The following is a 24,392-nucleotide window of genomic DNA, read 5'->3' as shown; positions in this document are numbered from 1 at the left end:
GCGTTGCTCATAACAAAAATAATAATGCTCAGAGAACGACTGCCATGGCCGCACCCGCCTCGCCGCTCTCCCACGATGCCATCATCCAGGACTCCTGGTCCCGTTGCCGCGCATTCGGTCTTAACCATCAGAGCGCCCCGGCGTTCGATCAACTACCGGCCGAGGGCATCGCGCAGTTGCTGGAAAACCAGCATTCCCTGGTGCAGACCACCCACCAGGAAGTCCTGCCGTATTACGAAAATATCCTGAGCAACTCCAATTGCCTGATCATGCTCGCCGACAATCAGGGTCAGGTGTTGACGTCCTGGGGCACCCAGCGTTTCATCGAACCGAACCTGACCCGCGGTTTCAGTGCCGGCGCCAGCTGGATGGAGCGCTGCAGCGGCACCAACGCCATTGGCACCGCGCTGGCCTGCGAGCAGGCAGTGCATATCGAGCACGATGAACACTTTCTCAAAGCCAACCGTTTCATGACGGGTTCTGCCGCGCCGATTTTCGATGCCGAACGCAAGGTGATCGCCGTACTGGATGTGTCCAGCGACAGTTACCTGCCGCCGTCCCACACCCTCGGCATGGTCAAGATGATGAGCCAGACCGTGGAGAACCGGCTGATCCTCAACCTGTTCCATGGCCAGCATTTCCAGCTGACCTTCAACACCGGGCTGAATAACCTCGACAGCCAATGGGCCGGGTTGTTGATCTTCGATGAAACCGGTCAGGTGCTGTCGGCCAACCGCCGCGCCGACAATCTGCTGGGCATCAGCCTGTCGCGGGTCAGCATCGAAAGTCTGTTCAAAGTCTCGCTGCTGGAACTGCTGAACCAGCCCGACGGCCTGCCCTTCGCCCTGCAAGCTTCGGGGCGCAACCGCTTCCAGTGCCTGTTGAAGCGACCGAAACAGGCACCGATTCAGGCGCGGTTGTTTTCTGAACCCAAGAGCGCCGGACCTGCCATCGCAGCTCCGGCGGCGATCAGCCTGAACACTCTGCATTTTGGCGACAGTCGCGTGGAAAAAGCCGTGCGTCAGGCCGAGCGCTTACTGGAAAAGGACATTCCGCTGCTGATCCACGGCGAAACCGGGGTCGGCAAGGAAGTCTTCGTCAAAGCCCTGCATCAAGCCAGTTCCCGGAGCAAACAGCTGTTCATCGCCGTCAACTGTGCGGCGATCCCCGCCGAACTGGTAGAGTCTGAGCTGTTTGGCTACGAGAAAGGCGCGTTTACCGGCGCCAATCAGAAAGGCAGCATCGGGCTGATTCGCAAGGCAGATAAAGGCACGTTATTCCTCGATGAAATCGGCGACATGCCACTGCCGACCCAAGCTCGACTGTTGCGGGTGTTGCAGGAGCGTTGCGTACAACCGGTGGGCAGCAGTGAGTTGTTCCCGGTGGATATCCGGATTATTTCGGCGACCAACCGCTCGTTGCGCGAACAGGTTCAGTTGGGGCGTTTCCGCGAAGATTTGTATTACCGAATTGGTGGTTTGACCCTGGAACTGCCGCCGTTAAGAGAGCGCAGTGATAAAAAAGCCTTGTTCAAACGTCTGTGGGAACAGCACCGCGAACCGAGCCAATGGGCCGGCTTGAGCAGAGAGGTATTGGAGTTGTTCGGACGCCACCCGTGGCCGGGGAATTTGCGCCAGGTCAGCAGCGTGATGCAGGTGGCGCTGGCCATGGCCGAGGAACAACCGGTACGGCCGGAGCATTTGCCGGATGATTTTTTTGTGGATCTGGAGATGGAGCCGGTTGAGACGCCGGAGCCGCTGGCGGTGGATTTGAATGATGCCGAGGACTTGAATCGGCAGTTGCAGGCGGCTGGGGGAAATATTTCGCACTTGGCCCGACGGCTGGGGGTTAGCCGCAATACTCTTTACAAGCGATTGCGCCAGGTCGAATGACGAGCGAACCGCACTGACGGCGGCGGGCTTGAGACCTTCGCGAGCAGGCTCGCTCCCACAGGGGGATAGTGATCGTTCCCACGCTCTGCGTGGGAATGCAGCCCGGGACGCTCCGCGTCCCATCCAGAGCCGAACGCGGAGCGTCCGTTGAGGCATTCCCACGCGCAGCGTGGGAACGATCATCAGTCAGCCAGACGCCAGGTCGTGCCGCCCTTCCCGTCTTCCAGCACTACGCCCATGGCGGTGAGCTGGTCGCGGATGCGGTCGGATTCTGCCCAGTTCTTGTTGGCACGAGCCGCCAGACGCGCAGCAATCAGCGCATCGACTTCAGCCGCATCAACCCGCCCTTCAGCGCCGGCCTGCAAGAAGTCATCGGCTTCGAGCTGCAACACACCCAGCACGCTGGCCAGTTCCTTCAAACGAGCTGCCAAACCGGCCGCCGCGTTGAGATCGCTCTCACGCAGACGGTTGATCTCGCGCACCATCTCGAACAGCACTGCACAGGCTTCCGGCGTGCCAAAGTCATCGTTCATCACCTGAGTGAAGCGCTCGACAAAGGCTTCGCCACCGGCCGGCGCAACGTTCGGAAGGCCTTTCAACGCATGGTAGAAACGCTCGAGTGCGCCTTTGGCGTCCTTGAGGTTGTCTTCCGAGTAGTTGATCGCGCTGCGGTAGTGGCTCGACACCAGCAGGTAACGCACGACTTCCGGGTGATACTTTTCCAGCACGTCGCGGATGGTGAAGAAGTTGTTCAAGGACTTGGACATCTTCTCGCCATTGATGCGAATCATGCCGCAATGCATCCACGCGTTGGCGTAGGTCTTGCCGGTGGCCGCTTCGCTCTGGGCGATTTCGTTTTCATGGTGCGGGAACTCAAGGTCGCTGCCGCCGCCATGAATGTCGAAGGTCTCGCCGAGGCAGCAGGTCGACATCACCGAGCACTCGATGTGCCAGCCCGGACGACCGTCGCCCCACGGCGATGGCCAGCTCGGCTCGCCCGGCTTGGTGGCTTTCCACAACACGAAGTCCAGCGGGTCCTGTTTTGACTCGTCGACTTCGATCCGTGCGCCGATGCGCAGGTCTTCGATTTTCTTGCGTGACAGCTTGCCGTAGCCCATGAACTTGGCGACGCGGTAATACACGTCGCCATTGCCCGGGGCGTAGGCGTAACCCTTGTCGATCAGGGTCTGGATCATGCTCAGCATGCCAGGGATATGATCGGTGGCCCGCGGCTCCATGTCCGGCTTGAGGATGTTGAGGCGCGCCTCGTCCTCGTGCATTGCGGTGATCATGCGCTCGGTCAGCACGTCGAACGGCTCGCCGTTCTCCTTGGCCCGATTGATGATCTTGTCTTCAATGTCGGTGATGTTGCGCACATAAGTCAGGTTATAGCCGCTGAACCGCAACCAGCGGGTCACCAGGTCAAACGCAACCATGCTGCGGCCGTGGCCAATGTGGCAGTAGTCGTACACGGTCATCCCGCAGACGTACATGCGCACATTGTTGCCATCCAGCGGCTTGAAGACTTCTTTGCTCTTGGTGAGCGTGTTGTAGATCGTAAGCACTTTATGTTCCTTGAATCACTGGCCCCACGAATCACGCAAGGTCACGGTACGGTTGAATACCGGAGCACCTGGTTTCGAGTCCTTGATATCCGCGCAGAAGTAACCTTCGCGCTCGAACTGGAAACGGTCTTCCGGCTGTGCATTGCCCAGCGAAGGCTCGGCACGACAACCGGTGAGAACTTGCAGCGAGTCAGGGTTGATGTTGTCCAGGAAACTGGCGCTGTCTTCGGCCTTCTCAGGGTTGGCCGAACGGAACAGACGATCGTATAGGCGCACTTCGCACTCGACACTGGCAGCCGCCGGCACCCAGTGCACCACGCCTTTGACCTTGCGGCCTTCAGGGTTCTTGCCCAGGGTTTCCGGGTCGTAGGAGCAACGCAGTTCGACGATGTTGCCATCGGCGTCCTTGATCGCTTCGTCGGCACGGATCACGTAGCTGCCGCGCAGACGCACTTCGCCGTTTGGCTCCAGGCGCTTGTAGCCTTTTGGCGGCTCTTCCATGAAGTCTTCACGGTCGATGTAGATCTCACGGGCGAACGGCAGGACGCGCACGCCCATGTCTTCTTTCGGGTGGCACGCCAATTCGAGGTTCTCGACCTGGTCTTGCGGGTAGTTGGTGATCACGACTTTCAGCGGACGCAGCACGCACATGGCACGCGGGGCGCTGTGATCGAGGTCGTCGCGGATGCTGAATTCGAGCATGCCGAAGTCGACCACGCCGTCGGAACGGTTGGTGCCGACCATTTCGCAGAAGTTGCGGATCGATTTCGGCGTGTAGCCACGGCGGCGGAAGCCGGACAGCGTGGACATGCGCGGATCGTCCCAGCCGAACACGTGCTTTTCATCGACCAGTTGCTTGAGCTTGCGCTTGCTGGTGATGGTGTAGTTCAGGTTCAGGCGGCTGAATTCGTACTGACGCGGGTGCGCCGGTACTGGCAGAGCGTCCAGGAACCAGTCGTACAGCGGACGGTGGCTTTCGAACTCCAGGGTGCAGATCGAGTGGGTGATGCCTTCGATGGCGTCCGACTGACCGTGGGTGAAGTCGTAATTCGGGTAGATGCACCACTTGTCACCGGTCTGGTGGTGATGCGCGTGACGGATGCGATACATGATCGGGTCGCGCAGGTTCATGTTCGGCGAGGCCATGTCGATCTTGGCCCGCAATACGCGTGCGCCGTCCTGGAATTCGCCGGCCTTCATGCGGGCGAACCAGTCGAGGTTTTCTTCGACCGAGCGGTCGCGGAACGGGCTGTTCTTACCCGGTTCGGTCAGGGTGCCGCGGTATTCCTTGGCTTGCTCCGGGCTCAGGTCGTCGACGTAGGCCTTGCCGGCCTTGATCAGCTCAACGGCCCAGTCGTGCAACTGGTCGAAATACTGCGAGGCGTAGCGCACTTCGCCGGACCATTCGAAGCCCAGCCATTTGATGTCGCTTTCGATCGCGTCGATGTATTCCTGGTCTTCCTTGGCCGGGTTGGTGTCGTCGAAACGCAGGTGCGTGACGCCACCGAATTCCTGGGCCAGGCCGAAGTTCACGCAAATCGACTTGGCGTGACCGATGTGCAGGTAGCCGTTGGGCTCAGGCGGGAAACGGGTGACGATCTGCGTGTGCTTACCCGAGTCCAGGTCCGCCTGGATGATCGGGCGCAGGAAATTGACCGGCACGGCAGGGCCGGTCTTGGAATTCGAGGTAGGGTCGACAGTGGGCTTGCTCATAGGATCCTTGAACGTACAAGTGCGCGGCCAGTTGGCCAAATCAAAGCGGCGGTTAAAACAAAGGGGCTTATCATAGCCGATGCCGTCAAGTCGCTGACAGCGCAGGGCAAAAAACGGCTGCATTTAATCGGGTGCAAATGAAAAACAGCCTCGAAATTCGCGCTTGGCACGCTAAACTGCGCATCTTGGCCAAAATTGGCCGGACCGGTTGAGGGCTTCAACGCCCCGAAACCCACGAATTCCTAGAAAACGCTTCTTTTATAAAGAGTCCCCGATCATGACCCAAGTCAAACTGACCACCAACCATGGCGACATCGTCCTGGAACTGAACGCTGAAAAGGCACCGCTGACCGTTGCCAACTTCATCGAGTACGTCAAAGCCGGTCACTACGAAAACACTGTTTTCCACCGCGTCATCGGTAACTTCATGATCCAGGGCGGCGGTTTCGAGCCAGGCATGAAAGAAAAGAAAGACAAGCGCGGCAGCATCCAGAACGAAGCCGACAACGGCCTGCCGAACGACAAGTACACCGTGGCCATGGCGCGCACCATGGAGCCGCATTCGGCTTCCGCCCAGTTCTTCATCAACGTGGCTGACAACAGCTTCCTGAACCACAGCGCCAAAACCACTCAGGGCTGGGGCTACGCCGTATTCGCCAAAGTTGTTGAAGGCACCGACGTTGTCGACAAGATCAAAGGTGTTTCCACCACCATGAAATCCGGCCACCAGGACGTACCGGCAGAAGACGTGATCATCGAGAAAGCCGAGATCATCGAAGCGTGATACTGCTGATTTCAGACTTGCATCTGGAAGAGGAGCGCCCGGACGTAACCCGGGCGTTTCTGGATTTACTCGCCGGACGCGCCCGCTCGGCGAGTGCGTTGTACATTCTGGGCGACTTTTTCGAGGCGTGGATTGGCGACGATGCCATGACGCCGTTCCAGCGTTCCATCTGCCAGGCCCTGCGCGACCTCAGCGACAGCGGCACGGCGATTTTTCTGATGCACGGCAATCGCGACTTCATGCTCGGCCAGGCCTTTTGCAAACAGGCCGGCTGCACGTTATTGAAGGATCCGAGTGTCGTGCAGCTTTACGGCGAGCCCGTGCTATTGATGCACGGCGACAGCCTCTGCACCCGCGACGAAGCGTATATGAAGCTGCGTCGCTATCTGCGCAACCCGATCACCCGGTTCATCCTGCGGCACCTTCCTTTGGGCACCCGGCAGAAACTGGCGCGCAAGCTGCGCAACGAAAGCCGCGCGCAAACGCGGATGAAGGCCAATGACATCGTGGATGTCACCCCGGACGAAGTGCCGCGGGTCATGCAGGCCCATGGCGTGAAGACCTTGATCCACGGGCATACCCACCGCCCCGCCATCCACAAGTTGCAGATTGGCGAGCAGGCGGCCAAGCGCATTGTGTTGGGGGATTGGGATCGTCAGGGGTGGGCGTTGCAGGTGGATGAGAATGGGTTTGCCCTTGCACCGTTCGACTTCGCACCGCCCCCGCAGTTGGCGGCACCTTCTGCCTGATCGACCTGATTGATCGTTCCCACGCTCCGCGTGGGAATGCCTCAACGGACGCTCTGCGTTCGGCCTTGGAAGGGACGCGGAGCGTCCCGGGCTGCATTCCCACGCGGAACGTGGGAACGATCTCCTGAGCTCAATGGCCTGAGGCAGCAGGCCCGGCCTTCGCCGTAAACGGCGGTTTCGCCAGCCACACCAGCAAGATCAACCCAATGAACCCCCACCCCAGCAACGTGAAGTAATCCACGGTGGAGAGCATGTACGCCTGGCTCGTCAGCACATGATCCAGTTGCGCATACGCAGGGCTACCCGCCCCGCCCAGACTGTTCAACGCATCCCGCGTTGCCGGTTCATAGGTAGTGATGCTTTCACTCAAGTAAGCATGGTGCTGATCCGCCCGGCGAATCCAGATCCAGGTGGTCAACGACGCCGCAAAACTACCACCCAGAGTCCGCAGGAACGTCGCAAGGCCTGCGCCGTCGGCGATCTGGCTCGGTGGCAGGTCCGACATCAAAATACTCAAGGTCGGCATGAAGAACAGCGCCACGCCAATACCCATGAACAACTGGACCAGCGCGATGTGCTGGAAGTCCACCTCGTTGGTAAACCCGGCGCGCATGAAGCAACTCAAACCGATGCACAGGAACGCGCCGCCCGCCAGCAAGCGCAGGTCGAATTTGTGCGCGTATTTGCCGACAAACGGCGACATCAACACCGGCAGAATCCCGATCGGCGCTACGGCCAACCCGGCCCAGGTGGCGGTGTAACCCATCTGGGTTTGCAGCCATTGCGGCAGGATCAGGTTGATCCCGAAGAACCCGGCATAACCGCCCACCAGCACGATGGTGCCGATACGGAAGTTGCGGTACGCAAACAGTCGCAGGTTGACCACTGGGTGTTTGTCGGTCATTTCCCAGATCACGAACACCGCCAGCGCTATCACTGAAATGGCCGCGCCGATAATGATGAAGTTCGACTCGAACCAATCCAGGTCGTTGCCCTTGTCGAGGATCACCTGCAACGCGCCAACGCCAATGACCAGTGTGATCAAACCGACGTAATCCATCGGCTGGTAGCTGGTTTCCACCGGGCGCGCCTTGAGCTGCGAGCGCACCACCATCATCGCGAAAATCCCGATCGGCACGTTGATGAAGAAAATCCACGGCCAGCTGTAACTGTCGGTAATCCAGCCGCCAAGGATCGGCCCCGCAATCGGCGCCACCACCGTCACCATCGCCAGCAACGCCAGGGCCATGCCACGCTTGGCGGGCGGATAAACCGCGATCAGCAGGGTCTGACTCATTGGGTACAGAGGACCGGCCACCAGGCCTTGCAACACACGGAAGCCAATCAGCTCGGGCATCGAAGTGGAGATACCACAGAGAAACGAGGCAATCACGAACAGGATGGTTGCCCAGAGAAACAGCTTCACCTCACCAAAACGCCGACTGAGCCAACCGGTCAACGGCAGCGCAATCGCGTTGCTGACGGCGAATGAGGTAATTACCCAAGTGCCCTGCTCCGAACTCACGCCCAGGTTTCCGGAAATCGTCGGCAACGCCACGTTGGCGATAGTGGTGTCGAGTACCTGCATGAAGGTCGCCAGCGACAGGCCGATGGTGCTGAGCACCAGGCTGGGCGGCGTGAAAGAGGCTTTATTGCTCATCGCGAATCCTTTGAAACTTGGCTGGCGCGGCGCCTTTTAACGGGCGCCGCTGAGGGATTGGCGAATCAGCGTTGAACGGTTTTGCTGACCGTAGCGCTGTTGTCGTGGATCAACTGAGCGATCATCGCGTCGGCCTCGGCCAACTGACGGTCATAGACGTTGGTGCTGAACGAGGCCTTTTGCGGCGGCTGTTGTGCCAGCACCGGACCACTCTGGTCACGCAGGTTCACATCGACCTGAGTCGACAGGCCGACCCGCAACGGATGCTTGGCCAGTTCTTCGGCGTTGATGTGAATCCGCACCGGCACCCGCTGGACGATCTTGATCCAGTTACCGGTGGCGTTCTGCGCTGGCAACAAGGCAAACGCGCTGCCGGTACCAGCGCCGAGGCTGTCGATGGTGCCGCTGAACTTCACGTCGCTGCCGTAGAGGTCGGCTTCGATGTCCACGGGTTGGCCGATGCGCATGTCACGCAGCTGGGTTTCCTTGAAGTTGGCGTCGATCCACAGCTGATCCAGCGGAATGACCGCCATCAATGCGGTGCCCGGCTGGACGCGTTGGCCCAGTTGTACCGAGCGCTTGGCCACGTAACCGGTCACCGGCGCGATCAAGGTGCTGCGGGAGTTATTCAAATAAGCCTGACGCAATTGCGCGGCGGCAGACATCACATCCGGGTGGGACGACACCACGGTGTCATCCACCAGAGCGCTGGTCGTTTTCAGCTGTTGCCTGGCGTTGGCCAGGGCGTTTTGCGCCGAGGTCAGGTCGTCGCGAGCATGGGACAGCTCTTCCTGGGAAATCGCCCCGCCCGCCGCGAGATTTTTCCGACGGTTGAAGTTGTCCTGGGCCTTTTGCACTTCAGCCTGCTGGGCGTTGACCTGGGCTTTCATGCCGTCGACATTGCTGTACAACCCGCGTACCTGACGCACGGTGCGCGCCAGATTGGCCTGAGCGCTTTGCAGACTGATTTCGGCATCGTTCGGGTCGAAATTGATCAAGACCTGGCCTTCGTGGACCAGGTCGCCATCATCGGCACCGATGCTGACCACGGTGCCGGTGACCAGCGGGGTGATTTCCACCACGTTGCCGTTCACATAGGCGTCGTCGGTGCTTTCGTTCCAGCGTCCGTAGAATTCGTGATACCCCCAAACGCCGACGCCGGCGAGGATCACCACGATCGCCAATACCACCAGCATGACTTTGCGTTTGCGCGGGTTGCTGGTGTCTGGCGTGTTGTCAGGAGCTTGAGTGTTTTCGGCAGTGGCCATGACAGTTACCTTGAATTAGTTGTGCTGCGTGGCTGGGGTTGCGGTGCCTGCGGTCAGGGTTTCGCCCTGAAAACCGCCGCCCAGCGCCTGCATCAGTTGGATCGACAGGTCGATCTGCTCGGCATTCAGGTTGGCCAGCTGACGCTGGGCCTGGAGCAATTGCTGCTCGATGCTGAGCACGTCCAGGTAGTTACCGATGCCGGAACCGTAGCGCTGAACCACGGTGTTGTAAGAATCCTGGGCAATGTCGGTGGCGTGTTGCTGGGCCCCGATCTGCCGGCCGATATCGCGCAACTGGTTGATGGTGTCGCTGACATCGCCCAAGGCTCTCACCAGGCTTTTGTTGTACTGCGCCACGGCGAGGTCGTAATCGGCGTCGCGCGAATCGAGGTCGGCACGCAGGCGGCCACCGTCGAAAATCGGCACAGAGATCGTCGGCGCGATATTGAAGAAACGACTGACCGAACCGAACATCGCATCGCCCAGCAACGACTCGGCACCGGCCGCGGCGCTCAAGTTGAGGTTGGGGTAGAAGCGGGTTTTGCCGGCGTCGATGTTCTTGCTCGCCGCCTCGACACGCCAGCGCGCAGCCACCAGGTCTGGACGGCGACCGAGCAATTCGGCTGGCAGTACGGATGGCAACGCTACAGCGCTGGCCTGAAGAATTTTCGGTCGGGCGATGTCGTTACCACGATCCGGACCTTTGCCGAGCAGCACGGCCATGGCGATTTTCGCGCTTTGCAGGCGTTTTTCGGCGTCGATCAGGCTGGCTTCGGAACTGGCTTCCAGGCTTTCGGTTTGCTGGAACTGGTACTGGCTGTCGATCCCGGAACTGAGGCGACGCTGGCTCAGATCAAGCATTTGTTTGGTGCGCTTGAGGTCTTCATTGGCCAGGTCATAAACGATGTGCGCCTGACCCAGATCGCTGTAAGCGCGAGCCACATCAGCGGACAAGGTCAGTTGCGCGGCCTGCTGATCGATCTCGGCAGCGCGGGCCTGGCCCAACGCGGCTTCCCAGGCGTCACGCTGACCGCCCCAGAGGTCGAAGTTGTAATTGAAACTGGCGCTGATGTTTCGCACGGTGGCGTAAGCATCACCTTGCCCAAGTGGGTCCTGATCCCGGGCCAGACGCGAACGGCTGACGCCGGCGCTGGCATCGAGGGTCGGCATCCGCTCGGCATTCGCGGCATAAGCGGCGGCGCTCGCCTGGTGGGCGCGGGCATCTGCGATCTGCATGTCAGGGCTGTCTTGCAAGGCTTCGCGGATCAAGCCGTCGAGCTGCGGGTCGCCGAGACTTTTCCACCAATCGCTTTTCGGCCAGGCCGCTGGCGACAGGGTCACGCCGCTGAGGGATTGCCCGGCCTTGAGGTTTTTCGCATCGAGGCTGACACCTTCGGTGTTCAAACCGCTGTAACTGGCGCAACCGGCCAGGGTCATGGCCGCCAGCACCAGGCTCAGGCCGGTACGCAGGGTTTTGCTGCTCATTTGTCACCTACCCGCAGCAGGGTGATCGAGTCACCGGCTGCCACCAGAATTTTCTTCAGGATCTGTTCCAGGGTTTTCAATTCCTCTGGGGTGATCGCGCCAGCCAGTTCATTCATGGCGTCGGCGCCGATTTCCGGCAGGCGGTCAGTCAACTGCTGGCCTTGCTCGGTCAGCACCAGCTGAACCTGCCGGCGATCCGCTTCGGAGCGTTGGCGGGCGAGGAAACCTTTCTGTTCCAGACGATCGAGCATTCGGGTCATCGATCCGCTATCCAGCGACAAGTGACGGCACAGCTCGGCCGGGGTATCGACGCCGAACTGGGCCATGATGATCAGCACTTTGAACTGCGCGGCGGTGATGCCGTGGGGTTCCATGTGCGTGTCGATGATCCGGTCCTTGAGCAGCGCAGCGCGCCCGAGCAGGAGGCCGAGATGGCAAGTGTGGAATTCGTCTGGGGTGAAATGCTTCATCTGTCCACCAATTAGCTGCCTAGGCAGAGAATGTATGTCGAGATGTTACTGCCTAGGCAGCGAATGTCAACGCAATAGTTAGGCTGCTTGGTATTTAGCTGATAAATGGCGCCGGATTATGCGGAGGGCACTCTGACGCCATCGCGGGCAAGCCCGCTCCCACAGGGATCACACTGGACCTTGTGGGAGCGGGCTTGCCCGCGATTGGGGCGACTCGATTTATGGGGGAACGGGACTAGAAATCCCGTTTGTAGAAGATGTCCAGCGAACTGGCTACGCCGCCGGCGGCTTCGAGGTAGACCTTCTTGCTCAGCTTGTAGCGCAAAGCAATGGTGTTGGCCGGCTCGAACACCCCGACGCCATAGCGCAGGCTGAGTTTTTCCGAGAGATTGCCGCTGGCCACTACGCTGGTTGCGTTGCCACTGCCTTGGGTATCGAGCTGGAAATCCTGAATCCCCAGGTCCTTGGCCAGACCACTGGTCACCCCCGAACTGCCCATCAAACCCAACCCAAGCGCCGCTTGGGCGAGCATGTTGTTGTCTTCACCGCTACTGGCCAGTGGACGACCCAGCACCAGATAGGACAACGCTTGTTCCTGGCTCATGGCCGGCTCGGAGAAGATCTGCGTGGTCGGCTGTTCGGCACTGCCGCTGAGGCGAATACCGGCAATGACGTCGTCGGTCTGGCGAATCGCTTCGATGTCCAGATACGGCTGGTCGATAGGGCCGGCAAACAGCAAACGCGCGCGGCGCACGGTCAGCCGCTGACCGTAGGCACGGTAACGCCCGTCGTTGAGCCAAAGCTCGCCACGGGTGTCCATGTTGTCGCCGATGTGCACTTGGCCCTGCAGATTGGCGGTGAGGCCAAACCCGGCAAAGCTGAGTTTGTCCTGCCCCACGACCACATCGATGTCCATTGCCATGGCCATCGGCGGTTTGCCCGCTTCGGTTTGCTGGCCGACGATCACCGTGTCATCGGAGACCTTGACCGTCGACGGCGGCAACTCGCGCACGGTGATCTCGCCCTTGGGCACCAGCACTTTGCCGGCGATCGCCAGTTTGTTGTCCTTCATCGAGATCTTCAGGTCCGGCGCCACTTCCAGCTTGGCGTAAGGCTCGACGGTGACCGGCAACTGCGAGCCCTTGAGCGTCAGATCCACCACCAGCGCCTGACCCCAGGCGATGTTGCCGTTCAAACTGCCCTGCCCGGTCTTGCCGCTTTTCCAGCCGCCGTTCAATTGAGCGGTTTCGCCGGCGATGACGGCTTGAAGCTGTAAGGCTTCCAAATCCATCGGCAGTTCAGGCCCGGAAATCTCGCCGTCGCTGAGCAGCAGATTACCGTTGACCTGCGGCGCCAACAGCCCGCCCGAGAGCGTGCCACTGCCATTCAATCGCCCGGTCAGTTTCTCGACCATGGGCACGAACGGCCGTGCCACCGACAGGTCCAGACCCTTCAAGCGGAACGAGCCGGTCAGTGGTTTATTCGCCGGCAACGGATTGATCTGTGCCTGGACCATCAACTCGCCAAGCTTGCCACCGACGAAGTTGAGGTCGGTATCGATGCGTTTGGGCGTGAGTTTGCTGGTGAGCGTCAGGGTCTGGTATGGGAAGTCCAGCCACTGGTCTTTTTCACGCATGCGCAGGGTGCCGCCGCTGGCATCGATGCTGATCTGGCCGTTCGGGCCGCTGGCTGGCAGGTCCAGTTGCAGATCGGCATTGAGCCGGCCTTTCCAGGCGAAATCCTTCGGCAACCATTGCGCCAGGCTGTCGATCGGGAATTGTTTGAGGTGATAACGCAGCTTCGGCTCTGGCATCAAGCGCTGGTCTTCGCCGCACAAGCTGGCCGGGCCAGACGTCCAGCAGTGAGCGCCGAAGTTGATCTTGCCGTCCGCCAGCCGTTCAAGTTTCGCCGGACCTTGCAGCTTCCAGTTCTGCCCACCGGCCTGGATATCGCCACTGGCCAAGCGTCCGCGCCAGTTGCCTTTGTCCAGGTTGCCGTCGAGACCGAGCGCGAGTTTCAGCTTCGGCCCTTGCAGATCGAGGGTCAGTTTCTGGTTTTTGATATCGCCCTGGCCGCTGGCGGTCAGCGTCCCGAGTGACGTATCACCGACCTGAATGCCACTGCCCTTAAGGTCGACCTTCGCCCGTTGCGCGCTGTCGAGTGTGGCGTCCAGGTTCAGGCTTTGCAGGCGATTGTCTTCGAACGCCAGTTGTGTGCCTTGCAAACCGAGCTTGCCTTGGGGCGCCTTGAGCGTCCCGGCGACATCAACCCGGCCATTGAGCTGACCGCGCAGTTGTGGCCAGAGCTGGGCCAGGCGCGGCAGCTTGATGTCGATCTGCCCGGCGAGTTTCTGTTGCAGGCTGCCCTTGCCGTTGATGCTGTTATCGCCCAGGCGAATTTGCAGCGCACTGAGATTCCATTGCTCGCCGCCGCCATCGGCTTTGGCCTGGATGATTGCCGGTTGGCCGCGCAGTTTGCCTTTCAAGTCGAGATCAGCGCTTAGGCTGAGTTTTTCATTCTTCATCTCGCCCTTGCTGCGTAGCGGTCCGGCCAGGGTACCCGGCAACTCCGCGACCCAGTACGCCGGGTTGATCGCTGACAGGTCCAGTGCAGTGTCCCAGGCAATGCCGTCGGCGAATTGCAAGTTCAGGTGCCCTTGGGCCTTACCCTGCCCGGCTTCGAGCTGGATTTGCTGCAGGTAGATTTTCGTCAGGTCACCGGCGAACGGGCTGGTCAGGCTGAATGCCCCGGCCGGGCCATCGAGTGCCGCTTTGAAGTTGCCAATGTATTTGCCGTCGGTGTAGGAGACTTCACCGTTGAAGCTGCGCAACGCCACTTCGGGTTCGTCGATCAGCGGATAGAGGCGATGCCACGGGAAATCCAGCCAGTCGATTTTTGCTTCAACACTCAGGCCTTTGCTCCAGTCCAACTGCCCTGTGAGCTTGAGGCTTTGCTTGTCGTTGGCCGTCAGGTCCAACCCGGCGATCTGCGCGCCGTTGGCGTCGACCTTGCCTTGCAGCAGTAGCGCGACCGGGCCCTGTTCTGCGGGCAACGTCGCTTTGCCGAGCAATTGGTAACCGTTTTTCAAGTTGCCATCGCCGGTCAGCTCAAGTTGATTAAGTTGCAAAGTGTCCGGCAGATCAGCGCTTGGCTTGAAGCCGTCGGCGGTGATGCGCACTTTGGCTGGCAGGTTCTCTACCAGCGGTTGCAGCTCGCCGGTCAGTTGCCCGTTCAGGTAGCCGCTGCTGTCGGCTTTCAGATTCAGGGTTTTCAACAAGTCGCCGTCAACCTTCAGGGCCAACGCCCACGGTTCGGGGGCCGGCAGCGTCAGTTTGCCTTCGGCCTTGAGCGGCCAGTTGCCGGTGGGTTGCAGCAGGCCGGAAAGATTCAGGCTGAGCTCATCACGCTGCAACTTCACCGAGTCGATCTGCAACCCTTGCGCCGTCCAGTGCGCGGCCAGTTGTAGGCCCTTGAGTTCTTCACTGCCGTTGAACAGCAAGCTGCCAACCTGAACATCGCCCAGCTCGATCGCCAACGGCAATTGCAGATCAGGAAGACTGATCGGCCCGCTGCTTTCTTCGTCCGTGCCCGGCGGGAATTGCAGACTGACCTGGTCGGCTTTCAGCTGCTCGATACACAGGGTCATGCGCGTCAGGCACAACGGCGACCAGGCGAAAATTACCTTATCCAGCTCAACCCGGCTGCTGTCCTGCTGCCACAGCACATGGTCGGCGCTCCACTGTCCGCCCAAACGCCCCTGGAAATTCTCGAGCGTCAAACCCGGCACAAACCCGAGCGCCCAGCGACTGCCCGTCGCAGTGCCCAACACCGTAGCCAGCGTCAGGACGACCAGCATCAGCAGCGCCAGAATCGCCAAGAGCGTTATTTTCAAACCACGATTCACAGCTCAGGCCCCATGGAAAAGTGCAACCGAATGCCGCCGTCGTCGTCCATCGCATGGGCCAGGTCGAGGCGAATCGGCCCAACCGGCGACACCCAGCGTACACCGATACCGACTCCGGTCTTGAGGTTCGGCAGTTCGAGTGTATTAAAGGAGTTGCCTTGGTCAATAAAGGTCGCAACCCGCCATTTTTCGGCGACGGAGTACTGATACTCGACGCTGCCGGCGACCATGTAACGGCCACCGATGCGATCGCCTTCGGAGTTTTCCGGGGACAAACTTTGATAGTCGTAACCGCGCACGCTCTGATCGCCACCGGCGAAGAAGCGTAACGACGGCGGAATCGATTTGTAGCCATTGGTAGCGCTGCCGCCGACCTGCACCCGCCCCAGCAGGCGGTGTTTGTCGAACACTGTGGTCAAGCCTTTCACCAGTGCGGTGCCATAGACCAGGTTGTTATCCGAACCCAGCCCTTCCTTGGCCACTTTGGTTTCGAATTCCAGGCGATAGCCGTTATGCGGGTCGATGCGGTTGTCGCTTTTCAGGTAGGAATAGCTCACGCCAGGCATCAGCAAGGTACTGAGCCCGGAGTCGTCACCGAGCCGGTATTCCTCGCGCTGCCATTTGAGCGACACCACCCGCTGCCAACCGCTGGGCAACTTGCTGTGCCACTCGGGACCGACGGTCAGCAGTTTGCTGAGGGAGTCCTTGTCGGCGATTTCTTCGTTCTGATAACCACCGGCGAAACGCAGTTTGTCGGTCAGCGGCGGGTCCAGGGGAATGTCGTAGAACACACCGACGTTTTGCCGGGGTGCCGAGATTTCGGTCTCCCAGCCATAGCTGTGCCCCTGAGGGTTGACCCAGTGCCGGGTCCAGTTGGCCTTGACCCGAGGGCCGACGTCGGTGGAATAGCCCAGCCCCAGGCCCATGGTCCGTGGTTTGCGGGTTTCGAGTTTGACGTCGACCGGGATCACTTCGTTTTTGGACGCCGTCGGCGCCGCATCCACCCGCACACTTTCGAAGTAGCCGCTCGATTGCATGGCCTGATTGAGTTCGGCGATCAGTTCGGAGTCGTACGGTGCACCTTGCTTGAACGGCACCATGCGTTGCAGCAAATCTTCGTCGAACGGGGTGTCACCCTCGAAACTGACCTTGCCCAATGAATAGCGTGGGCCGCTGTTATAGATAAGCTCGATGTCGGCGACGCCGGCTCGCGGGTCCACCGACAATTTCTGGCTGGTAAAACGCCCACTGAAAAAGCCGTAGCGCGAGGCCTGATTCTGGATCAGTCGCTTGGCGTCTTCGTAATGGCCATGGTTGAGCACTGCGCCGGTTTTCAGCGCAGCGCTTTTGGGCACACGAAAGGATTTGAGCGACGCGGCCGGCCCGTCGATGCGCACGGTGACGTTGCGCAAATGGATCGGTTCACCGGGATCGATGTTGAGTATCAGGCGCGGCGTCTTGCCGCCCTTCACGTCAGTCTCGATCTGCGGCTGGTAGTAACCCAAGGCCTGGGCGGCCTTGCGCGCCTGTTCTTCGGCGCCACGACTGAAGCGCAGCAAGGCTTCTTCGTCACGATCGCCGAGGCTGCCGATATAGCCCTCTATATTGGCCTTCAGTTCATCGTTGGACGGTTTGATCCGCACATCCAATTCACTTTGCGCCAGTGCCGCGCAGCTGGTAATCAGCATCAGCACGCCACTGGTAATTCTTCCTGGAAACTTCATAGGCGCGGATGCTATCACGAGCGTGGGAGCGTGATAGAGCCTGGCGTGCCGCGAAAGTTCTACCTTTATGCCGTTGCTGTTTGTAACACCTGGGGATTGGCGTGGAAAAACACGTGTTCGCGGATGGGTCCTACCGCTACTTCACCGATTTCCTCATAGCCCTGACGCTTATAGAACTCCAGATAACGAGGATTGCCGGTATCGAGGATCACACCCTGAGAGTGTTCATCCACCGCACACCAGTTATGCACCGCTTGCAGCAGTTGCTCGCCGAAGTGTTTGCCCTGGAATTGCGGATGAACCCCCAGCAACGGCAGAACGTGCACCGAGTCGGACGGCACACAAGCCATCACGGCGGCGTGGTAATCCAGATAACGCCGGGTGCAGCGAAACCCGGTACTGAGCACCATGCGCAGGCGCCAGGCCCAGCTTTCAGTGATGCCCAGTCGACGTTGCGGCGGTGCGATCAGGGCGATGCCGATCAAGCGGTCATTGACCAGCAGGCCGATGGCCGGCAAGTCCTGAAAAAAGTGTTGTTTGACCAGTTCACGCACAGTGGCCCGGACCCGCTGTTCATAACCCGGGCGTTCGGCTTCGAAGAGGTATCCGAAGGTCGGCTCGTGGCGGTAAGCCTGGTACAACAGGGAACGTGCTTCGCGGGAATAGCCGCTGTCGAGCATGTGAATATCGGCGATGGCGGTCGAGGTTTCAGGCATAACGGTATTTCTCCCCGGGGGCACAGCTCAAATGACTGCGCTCTTATTGGTACGAGCCTTTGGGTGGTAATACAGTTCCCCCACAGGTATAGACCAAAGCTGGATCTTCATCGACTGGACTGGCCCCCATCCTACATGTCAGCTAGCATCGCCCTTTTGCCAGGACTGCCGACCATGAAGATCGTCTCCTTCAACATCAACGGGCTGCGCGCTCGCCCCCATCAGCTGGCAGCGCTGATCGAAAAGCATCAGCCAGACGTGATCGGCCTTCAGGAAACCAAGGTCCACGACGACCAATTCCCGCTGGCCGAGGTTCAGGCGCTGGGTTATCACGTGTATTTCCACGGGCAAAAGGGTCACTACGGCGTCGCCCTGCTCTCGCGCCGGGAACCTCTTGCGCTGCATAAAGGCTTTGCCACCGATGAAGACGACGCCCAGCGGCGCTTCATCTGGGGCACGTTTGCCGACGCCAATGGCGTGCCGGTGACCATCATGAACGGTTATTTCCCACAGGGTGAAAGCCGCGACCATCCCACCAAGTTTCCGGCCAAGGAGCGTTTTTACAGCGACTTGCAGCAGTTGCTGGAAAGCCAGTTCAACAATGAACAGCCGGTTGTGGTGATGGGCGATGTGAATATTTCCCCGGAAGATTGCGACATCGGTATCGGTCCGGACAACATGAAACGCTGGCTGAAAACCGGCAAGTGCAGCTTCCTGCCGGAAGAACGCGAGTGGATGGCCCGCTTGAAGAACTGGGGCCTGGTGGACAGCTTCCGCCACTTGAACCCGCAGGTGGCCGACCGTTTCAGCTGGTTCGACTACCGTAGCCGTGGTTTTGAAGACGAACCCAAGCGTGGTCTGCGGATTGACTTGATCATGGCGTCCCACGGGTTGTTGCCGCGGGTGAAGGATGCGGGCGTGGATTACGATCTGCGCGCAATGGAAAAACCGTCCGATCATGCACCGATCTGGCTTGAATTGAGCTGATCCGGTTCCGCTGATCGTTCCCGCGCTCCGCGTGGGAACGATCACTGTCATCTTTCGGAAATCTTACTGACTTATTCTCCCGGCACTTTCTTTGTCTATATAAGGTGCCGGCATGACGCTGCGCGTTTTATTCCTGTGTGTGCTGAACGCCTTTTTGCCATTGACGGCATCGGCCGGCGATTTGCCGACACCCGAGCACGGCCCGGTCATGCGCATCCAAGGCTCCAACACCATTGGCGCGGCATTGGGCCCCGCGCTGGTCGAGGGGTTGATGCGCGAACAAGGCCTGCTCAAGGTACACAGTGAGTCCCCCGACAAAGCCAACGAACTGCGCGTCGTCGGCGAAACGGCTCAGGGCCGACGGGTCGTGGTGGAAGTCGCGGCCCATGGCTCCAGCACAGGCTTCACGGCCCTGAAATCCGCCACCGCCGATCTCGCCGCCTCATCGCGTCCGATCAAGGACAGCGAGCTGCTGGACCTCGAACCGCTGGGCGATCTGAAAAGCACCGGCGCCGAGCAAGTCATTGCCATCGATGGGCTGGCGATCATCCTTCATCCGCAAAATCCGTTGAACACACTCAATACCGAACAATTGGCGCGAATCTTCAGCGGCGAAGCAAAAACCTGGGAAGCACTCGGCGGCACCGGTGGGCCGATTCATCTCTATGCGCGGGATGACCAGTCCGGCACCTACGACACGTTCAAGGAACTGGTCCTCAGCGCTCGTGGGAAAACGCTGAGCAGCGCCGCGAAACGCTTCGAATCCAGCGAGCAATTGTCCGACGCGGTTAGCCTGGACCCGCAAGGCATCGGTTTTATCGGCCTGCCTTACGTGCGTCAGGCTAAAGCCGTGGCGATTGCCGATGGCCAATCCCAAGCCATGTTGCCGCTCTACAACCTGATCGCCACGGAAGACTATCCGTTGTCTCGACGGTTGTTCTTTTACCTGCCGCCCCATGGGACAAATCCCTGGGCGGACGCGTTGGTGGCATTCACCCAAAGCAGCCAGGGCCAGGCGATTGTTGCGGCCAACGGTTTTATCGCCCAGACCGTGCAAGCCATGACCGTCACACCGAATGCGCTGATGCCCGAGGGTTATCAGGCGCTCAGCCGTCACGCCCAGCGGCTTTCGGTGAACTTTCGCTTTGAAGAAGGCAGCGCCAGCCTGGACAACAAGGCCCGGCAGGATCTGTCGCGGGTGCTCGACTATATAAAGCAGCGCGACAAAACCAATCGGCAGGTGACGCTGGTAGGGTTTGGCGATGCCAAGAGCGACCCGGCACGTGCCGATTTGCTGTCGAAGCTACGGGCCATGGCGGTGCGGCGGGAGTTGGTGAAAAGCGGCGTGGTGTTTCGCGAGATTCGCGGCTTTGGTGCCGAGATGCCGGTGGCGGCCAACAGCGCCGATGAGGGGCGGATCAAGAATCGGCGGGTTGAGGTTTGGGTTTACTGACCAAGCCGATCGTTCCCACGCAGAGCGAGGGAACGATCTGTGCACGGTGCCGGTTACTGCCCGCTACGCATCATTTCCTTAGGCACGTATTTGCCGATCTCGAACTTGCCGATCGCGGCGCGGTGCACTTCGTCCGGGCCGTCGGCCAGGCGCAGGGTGCGTTGCATGGCATACATGTAGGCCAGCGGGAAATCGTTGGAAACCCCTGCCCCGCCATGGATCTGGATCGCCCGGTCGATCACCTTCAAGGCGACGTTCGGTGCGACGACCTTGATCTGCGCGATTTCGCTCTTCGCCACTTTGTTGCCGACCGTGTCCATCATGTACGCGGCTTTCAGCGTCAGCAGGCGCGCCATGTCGATTTCCATCCGCGAGTCGGCGATCTTGTCGATGTTGCCACCCAGACGCGCCAACGGCTTACCGAACGCAGTACGACTCACCGCGCGTTTGCACATCAATTCCAGCGCACGTTCAGCCATGCCGATCGAACGCATGCAGTGGTGAATCCGGCCCGGGCCAAGGCGGCCTTGAGCGATTTCGAAGCCGCGGCCTTCGCCCAACAGGACGTTTTCGTACGGCACCCGGACGTTTTCGAACAGCACTTCGGCGTGACCATGAGGCGCGTCGTCATAGCCGAACACCGGCAGCGGACGAACGATCTTCACGCCCGGTGCATCCACCGGCACCAGAATCATCGAGTGCTGCGCATGGCGCGGCGCGTCGGGATCGCTCAAGCCCATGAAGATCAGGATCTTGCAGCGTGGGTCGCAGGCGCCTGAAGTCCACCATTTTTTGCCGTTGATCACCCATTCGTCACCGTCACGCACAGCGCGGGCGGCCATGTTGGTGGCGTCGGAGGAAGCGACGTCAGGTTCGGTCATGGCGAACGCCGAGCGGATTTCGCCGCGCAGCAACGGTTCGAGCCAGCGTTGCTTCTGTTCTTCGTTGGCATAACGCACCAGCACTTCCATGTTGCCGGTGTCTGGCGCGGAGCAGTTGAACGGCTCGGGGCCCAGCAGCGAACGGCCCATGATTTCTGCCAACGGCGCGTATTCGAGGTTGGTCAGGCCGGCGCCGAGTTCGGACTCAGGCAGAAACAAATTCCACAAGCCTTCAGCCTTGGCCTTGAGTTTGAGCTCCTCCATGATTGCGGTCGGCTGCCAGCGATCGCCCTCGGCGACTTGGCGTTCGAACACCGCTTCGGCGGGATAAACGTAGGTGTCCATGAACGCGGTCACGCGCTCACGCAGTTCTTGCACCTTGGGCGAATAAGCGAAATCCATGGGCAGCTCTACCTTTTAACGGAGGGTTTAGAGGAGTTGTTCAGGTCATGCAATCGATGCTAGAACAGCTACGAAAATTTACCTAGCCTATTCTCGGCGTGTATTAACATTCATCACCGATATATGATCGGGTGATTGAAAACCAACAATAAGAGTGCAGCGCAATGAATCTGAGCAAGGTCGACCTCAACCTTTTCATCGTCTTCGACGCGATCTACACCGAAGCCAACCTGACCCGCGCCGGGCAGATTGTCGGCATTACTCAGCCAGCGGTCTCGAACGCTCTGGCCCGCTTGCGCGAGACGTTCAACGACCCGTTGTTCGTGCGCACCGCCCAAGGCATGGTGCCGACGCCGATGGCCCAGAACATCATCGGCCCGGTACGCAACGCCCTCTCCTTGCTGCGGGTGTCGGTGCAGGAAAGCCGCATCTTCAACCCATTGCAGGCGGTCAAGACCTACCGCATCAGCATGACCGACCTCACTGAAGCGGTGATTCTGCCGCCGCTGTTCCAGCGCCTGCGTCGCCTGGCACCGACGGTGATCATCGAAAGTTTCCTGTCCAAGCGCCGCGAGACCACCAAGGAACTGGCGGCCGGCCGCCTCGACTTCGCCGTCGATGCGCCGCTCAACACCGACCCGCAAGTGCGTCACGTCAAATTGATGGAAGACCGTTACGTGTGCGCCATGCGCAAGGGCCATCCGTTGGCGGGTAAAGAAAAATTCACCCTCGATGATTATCTGTCGCTGACGCACATTCACATTTCCAGTCGCCGTAGCGGCTTGGGCCATGTCGATCTGGCCTTGGGCAAAATGGGCATCCAGCGCAAGATTGCCCTGCGCTCCCAGCATTACCTGATGGCTTCACAAGTGTTGCAACAGACCGACATGGTCATGACCGTGCCGGAGCGCTTCGCCCGTCGCCATGATTTGTACTCGGTGAATCTGCCGGTCAACGACGTGCCTCCGGTGGAAACCCACCTTTACTGGCACGAAAGCACCGACCAGGACCCGGCCAATCGCTGGATGCGTGAGCAGATGATCGAGTTGTGCCAGCAAGTGACGGCGCATGAGAAGAAGCTCGATAAGGTGTAGGACTTGTTACCGCGTTATCGTTCATCGCGGGCAAGCCCGCTCCCACATTGGATCGCTGTCGTACACAAATACTGTGTTCACAGAAGATCAAATGTAGGAAAGGGCTTGCTCGCGAAGAGGCCCGCAAGTACACACACATACCCCGTCCCTTGACGTAAACGTCAACCTGACATTAGCTTAGCGCCATGACCTTATTCGAGCGCGCCCATGAGCAGCCAGACCTATAGCATTTCCGACCTCGCCCGCGAGCTCGACATCACCACCCGGGCGATTCGCTTTTATGAAGAGCAAGGCCTGCTCAGTCCCGAGCGGCGTGGTCAGGAACGCATCTACTCGCCCCGCGACAAGGTCAGCCTGAAGCTGATCCTGCGGGGCAAGCGCATTGGTTTCTCCCTGGCCGAATGCCGCGAGTTGATCGAACTCTACGACCCGACCGGCGGCAATCAGAAACAGCTACAGACCATGCTGACCAAAATCGCTGAGCGCCGTGAACAGCTGGAGCAGCAGATGCTCGACATCGAACAGATGAAGCTGGAACTGGATACCGCGCAGGAGCGTTGCACTCAGGCGCTGGAACAGACGATCAAGAGCCAGCAGGCCGTTTAACGATGATCGTTCCCACGCTCTGCGTGGGAATGCAGCCCCTGACGCTCCGCGTCACACATCAAGAGCGTCCATTGAGGCATTCCCACGCAGCGCATGGGAACGATCCCTAACTGACAGGTGAATTTCTTATGTCCCTACCCACCCACGTACGTCTTGTCGAAGTCGGCCCCCGCGACGGTTTGCAGAACGAAGCCCAACCCATCAGCGTTGCGGACAAAGTGCAGCTGGTCGACGCGCTGACCGCCGCCGGCCTTGGCTATATAGAAGTCGGCAGTTTCGTCTCGCCCAAATGGGTGCCGCAGATGGCCGGTTCCGCTGACGTCTTCGCGCAGATCCAGCGCAAGCCGGGTGTGACCTATGGCGCACTCGCACCCAACCTGCGCGGGTTTGAAGACGCCATTGCTGCCGGGGTCAAGGAAGTCGCCGTATTCGCCGCGGCTTCCGAAGCGTTTTCCCAACGCAACATCAATTGCTCGATCAGCGAAAGCCTGGAGCGTTTCGTGCCGATCATGGACGCCGCCAAACAACACGGCATCAGCGTGCGCGGGTACGTTTCGTGTGTGCTGGGCTGCCCATACGAAGGTAACGTCGCACCGGATCAAGTCGCCCGAGTCGCTCGCGAGCTCTACGCGATGGGCTGCTACGAGGTCTCCCTGGGAGACACCATCGGCACCGGTACCGCCGGCGCAACCCGCAAGATGTTCGAAGTGGTCTCCGCCGATGTGCCACGGGAGAAACTGGCCGGGCATTTTCATGACACCTATGGCCAGGCCATGGCCAACATCTATGCCAGCCTGCTCGAAGGCATCGCGGTGTTCGACAGCTCCATCGCCGGCCTCGGCGGCTGCCCATACGCCAAGGGCGCCAGCGGTAACGTCGCCACCGAAGACGTTGTTTACCTGCTCAACGGCCTGGGCATCGAGACCGGAATCGACTTGGATGCGCTGATTTTGGCTGGCCAGCAAATTTGCACTGTGCTGGGCCGACCTACCGGTTCTCGCGTGGCAAAGGCTCGCAGCGCACAGTAAGCGCGCGGATG

18 protein-coding genes are annotated in these 24,392 nt (G+C 59.9%); 8 read left to right on the top strand and 10 right to left on the bottom strand.

The window, feature by feature from the left end; all coding sequences use genetic code 11:
• Nucleotides 1-44 precede the first annotated feature (44 nt).
• A complete protein-coding gene (locus FQ185_RS14455) occupies nucleotides 45-1,892 on the top strand; it encodes a sigma-54-dependent Fis family transcriptional regulator (protein ID WP_149417999.1) in 1,848 nt (615 codons plus the stop codon).
• 182 nt (nucleotides 1,893-2,074) lie between these two features.
• On the opposite strand, the gene cysS is transcribed toward FQ185_RS14455, so the two are convergent.
• Nucleotides 2,075-3,457 (bottom strand): cysteine--tRNA ligase, encoded by a 1,383-nt coding sequence (gene cysS / locus FQ185_RS14450; RefSeq protein ID WP_149417998.1) that lies wholly within the window; start codon nucleotides 3,455-3,457, stop codon nucleotides 2,075-2,077.
• Between the two features lie 15 nt (nucleotides 3,458-3,472).
• Entirely contained in the window at nucleotides 3,473-5,170 is a 1,698-nt protein-coding gene (locus FQ185_RS14445; protein WP_149417997.1) for a glutamine--tRNA ligase/YqeY domain fusion protein, read from the bottom strand.
• Nucleotides 5,171-5,447: 277 nt separating this feature from the next.
• Between FQ185_RS14445 and FQ185_RS14440 the strand changes: the two genes are divergently transcribed.
• Together FQ185_RS14440 and lpxH are read left to right on the top strand one after the other, a co-directional pair.
• On the top strand, nucleotides 5,448-5,954 hold the full coding sequence (locus FQ185_RS14440) for a peptidylprolyl isomerase (RefSeq protein WP_149417996.1): 507 nt from the start codon (nucleotides 5,448-5,450) through the stop codon (nucleotides 5,952-5,954).
• Nucleotides 5,951-6,703, top strand: coding sequence for a UDP-2,3-diacylglucosamine diphosphatase (gene lpxH / locus FQ185_RS14435; protein ID WP_149417995.1), 753 nt, complete (start codon nucleotides 5,951-5,953; stop codon nucleotides 6,701-6,703). Before FQ185_RS14440 ends, lpxH begins: the two co-directional genes overlap by 4 nt.
• A 130-nt stretch (nucleotides 6,704-6,833) precedes the next feature.
• Here the strand turns inward: lpxH and FQ185_RS14430 are convergent, their stop codons facing one another.
• The 7 genes from FQ185_RS14430 to FQ185_RS14400 all read right to left on the bottom strand — a co-directional run bounded on the left by FQ185_RS14430 (nucleotide 6,834) and on the right by FQ185_RS14400 (nucleotide 17,930).
• The gene (locus FQ185_RS14430) at nucleotides 6,834-8,363 is read right to left on the bottom strand and encodes a DHA2 family efflux MFS transporter permease subunit (RefSeq protein WP_149417994.1); all 1,530 of its coding nucleotides are present in this window, start codon (nucleotides 8,361-8,363) and stop codon (nucleotides 6,834-6,836) included.
• 65 nt (nucleotides 8,364-8,428) lie between these two features.
• Nucleotides 8,429-9,631, bottom strand: coding sequence for an efflux RND transporter periplasmic adaptor subunit (locus tag FQ185_RS14425; protein ID WP_149417993.1), 1,203 nt, complete (start codon nucleotides 9,629-9,631; stop codon nucleotides 8,429-8,431).
• A gap of 15 nt (nucleotides 9,632-9,646) precedes the next feature.
• Entirely contained in the window at nucleotides 9,647-11,116 is a 1,470-nt protein-coding gene (locus FQ185_RS14420) for an efflux transporter outer membrane subunit (protein WP_149417992.1), read from the bottom strand.
• Entirely contained in the window at nucleotides 11,113-11,586 is a 474-nt protein-coding gene (locus FQ185_RS14415) for a MarR family winged helix-turn-helix transcriptional regulator (protein WP_033057114.1), read from the bottom strand. The genes FQ185_RS14420 and FQ185_RS14415 overlap by 4 nt, the downstream gene beginning before the upstream one ends.
• A gap of 235 nt (nucleotides 11,587-11,821) precedes the next feature.
• Nucleotides 11,822-15,490 carry a translocation/assembly module TamB domain-containing protein gene (locus FQ185_RS14410; protein WP_149417991.1) on the bottom strand — a complete coding sequence of 1,223 codons (3,669 nt, stop codon included), beginning with the start codon at nucleotides 15,488-15,490 and terminating at the stop codon, nucleotides 11,822-11,824.
• A complete protein-coding gene (locus FQ185_RS14405; protein WP_149417990.1) occupies nucleotides 15,487-17,214 on the bottom strand; it encodes an autotransporter assembly complex family protein in 1,728 nt (575 codons plus the stop codon). Before FQ185_RS14405 ends, FQ185_RS14410 begins: the two co-directional genes overlap by 4 nt.
• A gap of 65 nt (nucleotides 17,215-17,279) precedes the next feature.
• Nucleotides 17,280-17,930, bottom strand: coding sequence for an N-acetyltransferase (locus FQ185_RS14400; protein ID WP_149417989.1), 651 nt, complete (start codon nucleotides 17,928-17,930; stop codon nucleotides 17,280-17,282).
• A 174-nt stretch (nucleotides 17,931-18,104) separates the two neighbouring features.
• Between FQ185_RS14400 and xthA the strand changes: the two genes are divergently transcribed.
• Entirely contained in the window at nucleotides 18,105-18,917 is an 813-nt protein-coding gene (gene xthA, locus FQ185_RS14395) for an exodeoxyribonuclease III (RefSeq protein ID WP_149417988.1), read from the top strand.
• Nucleotides 18,918-19,029: 112 nt separating this feature from the next.
• Nucleotides 19,030-20,370, top strand: a complete 1,341-nt coding sequence (locus tag FQ185_RS14390; protein WP_149417987.1) for a substrate-binding domain-containing protein — start codon at nucleotides 19,030-19,032, stop codon at nucleotides 20,368-20,370.
• Nucleotides 20,371-20,423: 53 nt separating this feature from the next.
• On the opposite strand, the gene FQ185_RS14385 is transcribed toward FQ185_RS14390, so the two are convergent.
• Nucleotides 20,424-21,653, bottom strand: coding sequence for an acyl-CoA dehydrogenase (locus FQ185_RS14385; RefSeq protein WP_149417986.1), 1,230 nt, complete (start codon nucleotides 21,651-21,653; stop codon nucleotides 20,424-20,426).
• Between the two features lie 164 nt (nucleotides 21,654-21,817).
• On the opposite strand from FQ185_RS14385, the gene FQ185_RS14380 reads away from it, so the two are divergent.
• The 3 genes from FQ185_RS14380 to FQ185_RS14370 all read left to right on the top strand — a co-directional run bounded on the left by FQ185_RS14380 (nucleotide 21,818) and on the right by FQ185_RS14370 (nucleotide 24,381).
• A complete protein-coding gene (locus FQ185_RS14380) occupies nucleotides 21,818-22,747 on the top strand; it encodes a LysR family transcriptional regulator (protein ID WP_008148497.1) in 930 nt (309 codons plus the stop codon).
• Nucleotides 22,748-22,954: 207 nt separating this feature from the next.
• Nucleotides 22,955-23,353, top strand: a complete 399-nt coding sequence (locus tag FQ185_RS14375; RefSeq protein WP_149417985.1) for a MerR family DNA-binding transcriptional regulator — start codon at nucleotides 22,955-22,957, stop codon at nucleotides 23,351-23,353.
• Between the two features lie 128 nt (nucleotides 23,354-23,481).
• Nucleotides 23,482-24,381 (top strand): hydroxymethylglutaryl-CoA lyase, encoded by a 900-nt coding sequence (locus FQ185_RS14370; RefSeq protein ID WP_149417984.1) that lies wholly within the window; start codon nucleotides 23,482-23,484, stop codon nucleotides 24,379-24,381.
• Nucleotides 24,382-24,392 lie beyond the last annotated feature (11 nt).

The sequence above is a fragment of the Pseudomonas sp. ANT_H12B genome, assembly GCF_008369325.1.
Lineage (GTDB): Bacteria > Pseudomonadota > Gammaproteobacteria > Pseudomonadales > Pseudomonadaceae > Aquipseudomonas.
Note: the sequence above shows the minus strand (reverse complement) of the source record. Positions and strands in the feature narration are given on the sequence as shown.